This is a genomic window from Desulfotomaculum copahuensis, assembly GCF_001655685.1.
In the GTDB taxonomy this organism is placed as follows: Bacteria; Bacillota; Desulfotomaculia; order Desulfotomaculales; family Desulfovirgulaceae; genus Desulfotomaculum_G; species Desulfotomaculum_G copahuensis.
Map to the genome: position 1 here is coordinate 1 of NZ_LYVF01000043.1, position 9,473 is coordinate 9,473.

The window sequence follows — 9,473 nt, forward strand, 5'->3', positions numbered from 1 at the left end:
GGTAACGGAACCGCCTGTTCCGGCCGGTGATATATACCGCTCTTTATGCGGGCTGGAACATTCACGCCGCGGCCGGTTATCCGTGCCGGCAAAGGAACCGCCGGTGGATATTTTTCTGACCGGACGGTCCACCGGCCGTGAAACCGTGGACAGTCTGCGGCGTCAAAATTACACCTCCTGGCGGGCCTGGCGGATCAACGCCGCTTCCGGCGCCGCGGCGGGGACCGCGGACGGGGGGGATGCGCCCCCCGGGCCGCCGGAAGACGGCGCGGCCGGCGGACGCATTCGCGACGCCGGAGAGGTTGCGGCCGGGCCTCCCGGCGCCCGCCGGCTCTGCTGGGAAAAACTGCGGGGGGAATACTGCCTTTTCCTGCCGGAAGGTGTATTTCCGCGCCCGGATTTTCTGTCCCGGGCGGTGGCCTGCCTGGAGGCGGAACCGGAACTGGCCGGCGTGACGTGTTATGCCGCCCTCTCCGGCGCGCCTGGGAATAGAAAATACATGATCCCCTGTGATTTAAACCGCTATTTGATCTTCGCCGCGGACGACACCTGCGCATTGCCCGCCCTCTGGCGCCGGGAAGCGGTGACCGGTTCGGACCTTGAGCGGTTCACCGATCGTGCCGCGCGGTGGTCTTTTTACTGCACCCTGGCCGCGCGGGGAGAGCAGGTGGCCGTGCTCCCGCTGGTGCTGCTGGACAAACGCTGCGCGGACGGGGAAAATGCCGTCGCGCTCCCGCTGACCGGACACGCCGCCTATCTGCGGGAAAGCGCCGTGGAAATAGCTAGCCTGCTGCGGGCGGCGCTGACGGAGAGTGAGCGACAAAATAAAGACTGCCTGTGCCGGTATGCGGAATTGAAGCGGCAAAACGAAGCGCTGCAGGCCGAGGTGCAGAGATTGTGCGCGGGCTGGGAGAAGCAGAAAGATTACATCAAAGTGAAGGAAGCGGAATGCGCCGAATTCTGGAATGAAATGACCGGGGCGCGCCTTGCCGCGGAAGAATATAAAACAAGGTTGAACGCTGTTTTAACTTATCTGGAGAAGAACAAGGCCTTGCACTGGCTGGAAACGGCGGGCATTGTGGATTTAAAACAGTTTAGGAGGGTTTGAGGTTTGCAGCTTTGGTTTTTAACCACCGAATACCCCCCTTTTTACGGCGGCGGCATTGGTACTTACATGCAGCACGCGACAAGAATGTTCGCCCGGGCCGGACATGACGTCACTGTAATTTTACCGGGGGACGAAGACGGCGTGGAACATCCGGAAGACCGGATTGAAGTGGTCCGTTTCCGCCGGGGGGACATGTTTTTGGGGTCAGAGGTCCTGCCGGACACGGAACCGGACGGGCACCCGGCGTTTCCGCACAATGTCATGTCCCACTGGCCGGCGCTGAGCTACCAGTTCGCGGATGCGGTGCAGAAACTGCTCGCCACCGGCGGGTCACCCGGCTTGATTGAGGTGCAGGATTACGGCGGCATCGGCTACTACCTGCTGCAGAAAAAATGGCTCGGTTACGCCGGGCTGGCTGAAATTCCGCTGATCGTCCACCTGCACACCCCCACCTTTGAAATTTTGGCGCTGGATCAATATCCGGACTGCCGCCTGCCCGAATACTGGGTGGGACAGATGGAAAAGTTTTGTATTACCGCCGCCGATGGCCTTTTGTGCCCGAGCCGGTTTTTGCGGGGCAGGATCCTGCAGGCTATGACCAACGGTGAAAGCGGTCCGGATATTGAAGTCATGCCGCTGCCTTTTGAATTTCCGGCCACCGGTGAAGCCGGGGCTGAGCTGAACGAAGCGGAAAAAACTTTCGTTTATGTCGGCCGGCTGGAATTAAGGAAGGGCGTGCTGCCCCTGCTCGAATGCTGCGAGCGGCTCTGGGAGGCGGGTGAGCGCTTTACGCTCTTGATGGTCGGCGGCGATACGGATTTTTACACCCGCGGGGTTACCGTCGGCGAATATTTGCGCCGGCGCTATCGCCGCCGGCTGGAAGACGGCCGCCTGCAGTTCGCCGGCAAGGTGCCGCCGGATGAATGCGCCCGCCTGGTGGCCCGCGCCTGGGCGGTGCTGGTTCCCTCGCTTTATGAAAATTTCCCGCTGACCTGTGTGGAAGCCATGCACGCCGGCAAACTGGTCATCGGATCATCAGCCGGCGGACAGGCGGAAATGATCGGCGGCGAAGAGTGCGGGGAGGTTTTTGACTGGGCAGTCGACGGCGCATTGGAAAGCGCGCTGCGGAAAGTGCTGCGTATGCCCGCCGGGGAAGTGGCGGCCGCCGGCGCCCGGGCGCGGGAGCGGATCATGGAGATGACCGCCTACCGGAATGTTTTGGCCCGGCGCATGGATTTTTACGAGCGGATTAAGCGCCGGGGAAGGGAAGCAAGGCTCTTTCCGGCGGTAAACCGCTTCGACCGGCGGTGGACGCCGTCCCGTCCGGCGCCAGCGCCGGCCGGCGAACCGGGACTGCTCTCGGTAGTCATTCCTTTTTATAATATGGGACGGTACATTGAGGAAACGGTGCAGTCGGCCCTGGCCTCCACCTACCGGCCGCTGGAAATCGTGGTTGTCGACGATGGCAGCGATGATCCGGAGAGCCTGGCTGTACTGGAAGCGCTGCCGTCTTCCCTTCCGGATCCGGTCCGGGTGGTGCATACCCCGAACCGGGGTCTGGCCGCGGCGCGCAATACCGGAGCGGAAAACGCCCGGGGCGAATATCTGGCCCTCCTGGACGCCGATGATCTGGTCGAGCCGGAATTTTACGCCCGCTGCGTTGAAATCCTGCGCCGCTATGACAACATTTCACTGGTTTACTCCTGGGTGCGCTTTTTTGACTCCGCCAAAGGCTGCTTTATCGCCAACAATCTGGAGTTTCCCTACTTGCTGGCGCACAACATGCTGGCCGCCATCTGCGTGCTCAAAAGAAGCGATTTTCTGGCCTTCGCCCGCAATAAGCCGCGCCTGTCCGCCGGTCTGGAGGACTATGAAAGCTGGATCTCGCTTTACGAAGCGGGGCGGCTGGGAGTGTGCATCCCGGAGTTTTTGACCCGCTACCGGGTGCGCCGCGATTCCATGCTCAGAGGCATGAATGATCATGCGGTGCTGTTCATGTACGACGAGATTGTGCGCCTGCATGCCGCCACCTACCGGCGCTACGGCGACGAGCTGTTCAGGCTGCTGAACACCAACGGGGCCTCTTTTGCCTGGAATTCGCCCGGCGATAACTGGCAGAGCGCGGAAAGACGTGTCCGGTGGCTGGAGGAGCGCTTGCGCCAGGTGGAGGAGGAAGCGCAGACGCTGCGCAGTGGCGGCGCGGCCCCATGTTTTGCCGACCCGGCCGAGATGGGTGTGAAGATGGCCCTGTGGACATTGGTCCGTGCGCTCCGGCGAAAGGTTAAAAAAATCTTGTTCCGGCCCAATTGATGGAGGTGCGGATTTAATGCGGGAAAACCGGGCTGTCCGGGCGCTGCAAAAAACAATCGCCGTGTTCAGACGGGACGGCTGGCGGGTGGTGTGGGGCAAGTTGCTGATCAGGCTGCGCCTGTGGATGGCGCAGTCTAGTTGGGGGCGCCTGTTCAAAACGGCCGTTCCGCCCGTGGTGAAGGAATGGCTGCGCCGGCGCCTGGACCCGGTCATGCCGCTGATCGGGCGGGAACCGCTGCCTGCCGGTGCGCCCCTGGCGGCAGTGATTATTCCTTGCTATAATTACGGCAAGTTTTTGCCGGAGGCGGTGGAAAGCGTCCGCCGGCAAACCCTGGGCGGGGTCGAGGTGATTGTGGTCGACGACGGCTCCGATGATCCGCAAACCGTCGAGGTGCTGGATCAAATGGCGGCGGACGGGGATGTGCGGGTGATCCGCCAGCCCAACCGGGGCCTGCCGGCGGCGCGCAATGCGGGTATTGCCGCCACCGCCGCCCGTTATATCTGCTGCCTGGATGCGGACGACATGCTTGCGCCCACCTACCTGGAAAAGGCGGTGATGGTGCTGGAAAGCAGGCCGGACACCGGTTTGGCCTACCCGCTGGCCCGCTTGTTCGGCGATGTGGATGAAATCTGGTACACCGAACCGCTCAATCCGGTGAAACTTTTACAGTATAACCACCTGCCGGTGGCGGCCGTTTTCCGCCGCGCGGCCTGGGAAAAGGCGGGCGGATACGATGAGGAGATGCGCCTTGGGTACGAGGACTGGGATTTCTGGTTGCGCCTGGCCGGAGCGGGCTGGCGCGGGCAATTGATTCCGGAACCGCTTTTCCTGCACCGCCGGCACGGCCGGACGATGACCCACCGCGCGCAGGAAAAGCACCGCCAGCTGACCGCGCAGATCCGCAAGAAGCATGCCCGGGTGGCCAAAGTGAAGCCGTTGCGGCCGGTGGGTGTGCGGCCGGAAGAAGCCTTCGCCAATCTGCCCGCCTCCCGCCGTTTGCCGGGCAGGCACGCCCTTTTGGTGCTGGCGCCCTGGTTGAACATGGGCGGCGCCGAGACGGTGCTGCTGCAGGTGCTGGCCGGTTTTGCCGGTTCCGGGGACTGGGACGTGTACGTCATGACCACACTGGAGGCGCAAAACGAATGGGCCGGCCGGTTTTTGGCCGTTACTCCGCGGGTTTATTTCCTGCCTCATTTGTTTCCCCGCATTTATTTCACCGCCGCCATCGAGTCGATGATGGAAAGACATCAAATCGACGCGGTGCTGATTTCCCACTCGGAGCTGGCCTATCTCGCCCTGCCGGAACTCAAAGGCAGGTTCGCCGGCCTGCCGGTGCTGGATTTGCTACACAACGACAGCCCGGAGGGCTACGCCCGGCTGAGCGCGCGGCGGGATCAATACCTGGACGGGCATATAGCGGTGCACGAGGGGATTAAAAAGACCATGGTGGAGGAATTGGGCGCCGCTCCGGAAAAGGTGTTTGTCATCCCCAACGGCGTGGACGGGGAACGCTTCCGGCCGCCGGAAGCCGGCGTGACGGAAGATGGCTGCGCGCCGGCGGGCGGCGGGGCGGAAGAAGGCAGCCGGGCGGTGTATAAAAAGGAGCAGGGGCTTGATCCGGCCCGCCGGCAGGTGGCTTTTGCCGGACGGCTGTCCGCGGAAAAAAATCCGCTGCTTTTCATTCAGGCGGCGGCCGCGTTGAAAGACCTGGCCGGCGTGGACTGGCTGTGCTACGGCGACGGCCCGCTGGCGGAGGGGATGCGGAAGGCGGCGAAAACCGCAGGGTCGCCGGTGAAGTTTATGGGCGCCTGTGCGGACACGGCCGCCCTGTTCAAGGCCGTCGACCTGCTGGTGCTCACCTCCGACAGCGAGGGCCTGCCGATGGTGGTGGTGGAAGCGCTGATGAGCGGCGTGCCGGTGGTGGCCACCAATGTGGGCTGTTTGAACCAGGTGATTGAAGACGGGGTGAACGGACGGCTGGTGGAAAAAGGCGATCTGGACGGCCTTTGCCGGGCTTTGCGCTTGCTGCTGGCCGAACCGGCAAAGCTGCCGGAAATGGGCGCCCGCTGCCGGGACGGCGTGCTGGAACGGTTTTCCGGCGCGCGCATGGCGGCAGAGTACGTGCGGCTGTTTGAATCCTTTCTCCGGCGCAAATGCGAAGCCCGGCCGGTGCCCGCCGGCGGAGATTATGACGTAGGTAATTTTTCGGCCAAAGGATGATGGAGTTGATCAGTAAGTTTCGCCTTTATTTGAATCTCACTTTCGCCCTGGCCTGGCGCGATGTGCGCGTGCGCTACCAGCTTTCCATTCTGGGCCTGTACTGGGCGATCATCAATCCCCTGCTCATGGCCATCATATGGGCGTTTGTCTTTTCACATATTTTCCGGGCGGCTAGCCTGAACAATGTGCCCTATGTGGTTTTTCTCTTCTGCGGGCTGACTTACTGGAACCTGTTCGGCAATTCGCTGAGCACGGCGACCACTTCCCTGACCGGCAATGCCATGCTCCTGTCCAAGCAGTATTTTCCGCGGCTGATCCTGCCCACGGCGGCGGTGCTGGCCCGGGTGGTGGACTTCTTTTTCTCCCTGCTGGTGCTCGGTTTGTTGATGTGGTATTTTCACCTGTCCCCAAACTGGAATTTGTGGATGCTGCTGCCCCTGCTGGTGATTGAGCTCTTTTACACCCTGGGCTTCGCCTATATTGTATCCTCGCTGAATGTGCTCTACCGCGACATGGCCCAACTGGTCAGTATCGTGCTCATGTTCTGGATGTACCTGTCGCCGGTCTTTTACGTCCTGCAGCAGGTGCCGGAAAAGGCGCGCCGCTATTTCATGTACAATACAATCGGGCTGCTGGTCGATGCGCAGCGCAATATTTTTTTGGCCGGCACGCCGGTCAACTGGCATCAGGTCCTGGTCTCGTTTTTGATTTCCCTGGCGGTCCTGATTGCCGGCTGGACGCTCTTCCGCTGGCTGGAACCGCTCTTTGCCGAGGTGATGTAAATGCCTATTGATGTGGAAAACGTCTGGAAAAAGTTTCGCCTGCGCCAGCAGCGTGTGCATTCCATTTCCAAGTTTCTGCACGAAATGCTGGAACGCCGGGCTGTGTCCGGGCCGGCCGCCGATTTCTGGGCGCTGAAGGATGTCAGTTTTCACCTGGACGCCGGGGACAGTCTGGGTGTGATTGGAGTGAACGGTTCCGGTAAAAGCACCTTGCTGAAGCTGCTCAACGGCATTATGCGCCCGACCCGGGGGCGGGTGAGCGTGCGCGGGCGGCGTTCGGCGCTGATTGAGCTAGGGGCGGGCTTTCACCCCGATTTTTCGGGGCGTGAAAATGTTTATCTCAACGGGATGATCCTGGGCCTGGACAAGGCGCAGATCCGGCGCAAGTTTGACGAAATTGTTTCCTTTGCCGAACTGGAGCAGTTTATCGACATACCGGTGAAGTATTATTCTTCCGGCATGTACGCCCGGCTGGGTTTTGCCGTGGCTACGGCCGTGGATCCGGAAATTCTGATTGTGGATGAAATCCTGGCCGTGGGCGACCTGGCCTTCCAGCAGAAATGCATGGACCGGATCAAAAAAATGCAGGCCCAGGGGGTGAGCATCGTGCTGGTCTCCCACGGCTTGAACGATATCGGCCAAATCTGCCGCCAGGCGCTCTGGCTGCACAAGGGCGCCCCGATGCGCTTCGGTCAAACCGGCGCGGTGCTGGACGCCTATCTGGAGCACCTGGGCATGCCCCGGGCGGGTGTGGGCGGCGGGAACGGAACCGCCGTTACCGGCTGAGAGTAAATCTCCCCGGGACAAGCCCGGAGGCTTTTCAAGTGAATTCTTTTGTTCCGCGCGGATGCTGCCGGCTGCAAGCGTCAGGTTTCGCGCCTGCATTGTGATCGCGCCCCGGCTTTGTATGGTTGGGCCGGATACAGCCGGCGGCCCAAGTTTCGCGCCTTCAATGATCGCGCCCCGGCCTTTATCCGCAGGGCCCGGCTGCACGGGTCAGCTGCCGGCTGCCCGCGGGCGTTGATACATTTGGGGCCGTTACTATTTTTATTGGCGGCGAAGTGTTATGATCAAACTCCTCCAACTGATCACCCTCTCCGAATTGGGCGGGGCGCAGATGGTGCTTTATCACCTGGTGTCCGGCCTGGAGCGGGGGAAGTACGACATCACCGTCGCCTGCGCGCCGGGCGGGGATCTGGTGGCCCGTCTGCGCGCCCTGGACGGCGTGCGGGTGGTGGAAATACCGGCGTTGAAGCGGGAAATAGCGCCTGTTTCCGATTTAACCGCATTTTTAACGCTCTACCGGCTGATGCGCCGGGAGCGCTTCGGCATTGTGCACTGCCACAGTTCTAAGGCCGGCATCCTGGGGCGGCTGGCCGCCCGTGCGGCCGGGGTGCCCGGAATCATCTTCACCGTGCACGGCTGGGGGATCAACGATTACCAGTCGCGCGGCAAACGCCTGCTGTTCACGGCGGCGGAAAGGCTGGCCGGCCGGCTGAGCAGCCGGGTGGTCTGCGTTTCCCGCGCCGATCTGGAGAAGGGGCGGCGGGAGAAGTTGGCCCCGCCGGAGAAGCTGGCGCTGATCTACAACGGGGTGCCGGCGCCGGGCGCAGGCGGGAAGCCGGAAAGCGCGGATCTTCTTGCCCCCCGGAAGGACAGCGATGTGGATTCCGGCACGTGCCGGACGGGCATGGATGGGTGTTTCGACGGAACAGCCGGAGAAGTGGATCGCCATACACAGCATTTGGCCATATCGTCCGGTATGGCGGACGGGTCCGTCACCAACGGCCCGGCTAGGGCTTTCCGCGTTCCGGCAGTCGAAAAGGCCGGGATTGAACACTGCTGCCTGCCCGGCAAAGGCGGCCAGCAGGCTGTTGACACGATGGTACGACGGGACGTGACTGGCACTTGCCGTTTCGGCGGCAATAACACCTGTTTACGCCGGGAGCTCGGGCTGCATGACGGCCATCTGCTGGTGGGCATGGTCTGCCGCCTGCGCGCGCCCAAGGAGCCGCTGTTTTTCCTGGCTGCCGTCCGGGCGTTGCTGAACGGCGCGCCGGACGGGCGCCCGTCCATAGGCGCCGGCCGGGCGGCTGCCGCCGCCGTACCGTTGGAGGGCGGGGAACCGTGGGCCTGCCGCCTGCGCTTCGTGCTCATCGGTGACGGGCCGCTGCGGCCGGCGTGCGAAGAGTACATAAAAAAGCACGGTCTGGAAGGCAGGGTGTTTTTGACCGGCACACGGGCGGATGCCGCCGCCCTGATGGCCGGACTGGATGTGTTTGTCCTGTTTTCCCGCTGGGAGGGGCTGCCGCTGACCGTCATCGAGGCCATGCAGGCGGGCCGGCCGGTGGTGGCCTCCGCCGTGGGCGGTGTGCCCGAGTTGGTGCAGCCCGGCGTGACCGGCTACCTGGTGCCGTCCGGCGACCTGCCGGCGGCCGTGGAGCGACTGTCCGCACTGCTGGCGGACGGGGCTTTGCGGCGCAACATGGGGGAGGCCGGGCGCCGCCTGGCGGCGGAGCGCTTTTCCGTGGCGCGCATGGTAGGTGAATACGATGCACTGTACCGGGCGGTTTTGGAGAAGCGGAATGAATTAGCGCAATGACAAAAATTTATCCCGGATCATGGCGACGAATAAACGCAGGTCGTCCAGGTTTTTTTGCAAAACGCCGAGCAGGATTTCCGGTTCAAGGCAGGTATAATCGTGCACGATCACATTGCGGAACTGGGCCACTTTCTTGAATTGCTCAAGTTTTTTTTCGGCAGGTAGCCCGCTTCCGCAAGTATGGTATTTGGCCCGTACGAAGAATCTGGTATAATACGGGAAACGAGAGTGCAACGGGAGGGGTGGGGGCTTGGCGGAAATCAGGGGGATCAACAGGACCAACGACTACTTCTTCAAGAGAATCTTCGGGTCAGAAGAGGGCAAGGAGGCGCTCATCGGCTTCCTCAACGCGGTGTTGAGGAAGCCCGCCGGAAGGGAGTTGGTCGACGTGGACCTGATGGACAGGGAGATCGACCCCAGGTACCTGCTGGAGGTCAATTTTCCCTATAC

The 9,473-nt window shown here is 62.2% G+C and carries 8 protein-coding genes; 7 read left to right on the forward strand and 1 reads right to left on the reverse strand.

The window, feature by feature from the left end; genetic code table 11:
* From A6M21_RS03200 to A6M21_RS03225, 6 genes are all read left to right on the forward strand, one after another.
* Positions 1 to 1,108: glycosyltransferase family A protein (locus tag A6M21_RS03200; protein ID WP_207644550.1), on the forward strand; the 1,108-nt coding region annotated here is incomplete at its 5' end.
* A gap of 3 nt (positions 1,109 to 1,111) precedes the next feature.
* Positions 1,112 to 3,418: a glycosyltransferase gene (locus A6M21_RS03205; protein WP_066666459.1), complete on the forward strand. Its 2,307-nt coding sequence runs from the start codon at positions 1,112 to 1,114 to the stop codon at positions 3,416 to 3,418.
* Between the two features lie 16 nt (positions 3,419 to 3,434).
* Positions 3,435 to 5,639 carry a glycosyltransferase gene (locus A6M21_RS03210; RefSeq protein ID WP_066666460.1) on the forward strand — a complete coding sequence of 735 codons (2,205 nt, stop codon included), beginning with the start codon at positions 3,435 to 3,437 and terminating at the stop codon, positions 5,637 to 5,639.
* A gap of 5 nt (positions 5,640 to 5,644) precedes the next feature.
* Positions 5,645 to 6,421: an ABC transporter permease gene (locus A6M21_RS03215; protein ID WP_242868745.1), complete on the forward strand. Its 777-nt coding sequence runs from the start codon at positions 5,645 to 5,647 to the stop codon at positions 6,419 to 6,421.
* Positions 6,422 to 7,207, forward strand: a complete 786-nt coding sequence (locus tag A6M21_RS03220) for an ABC transporter ATP-binding protein (RefSeq protein WP_066666461.1) — start codon at positions 6,422 to 6,424, stop codon at positions 7,205 to 7,207.
* Positions 7,208 to 7,487: 280 nt separating this feature from the next.
* On the forward strand, positions 7,488 to 9,023 hold the full coding sequence (locus A6M21_RS03225) for a glycosyltransferase family 4 protein (RefSeq protein WP_066666462.1): 1,536 nt from the start codon (positions 7,488 to 7,490) through the stop codon (positions 9,021 to 9,023).
* Here A6M21_RS03225 and A6M21_RS19230 read toward each other — a convergent pair.
* Positions 9,012 to 9,305 (reverse strand): HepT-like ribonuclease domain-containing protein, encoded by a 294-nt coding sequence (locus A6M21_RS19230; protein WP_078060357.1) that lies wholly within the window; start codon positions 9,303 to 9,305, stop codon positions 9,012 to 9,014. The genes A6M21_RS03225 and A6M21_RS19230 overlap by 12 nt on opposite strands.
* Here A6M21_RS19230 and A6M21_RS03230 point away from each other — a divergent pair.
* The coding region (locus A6M21_RS03230; protein ID WP_201721823.1) for a PD-(D/E)XK nuclease family transposase at positions 9,283 to 9,473 on the forward strand (191 nt) is incomplete at its 3' end. The genes A6M21_RS19230 and A6M21_RS03230 overlap by 23 nt on opposite strands.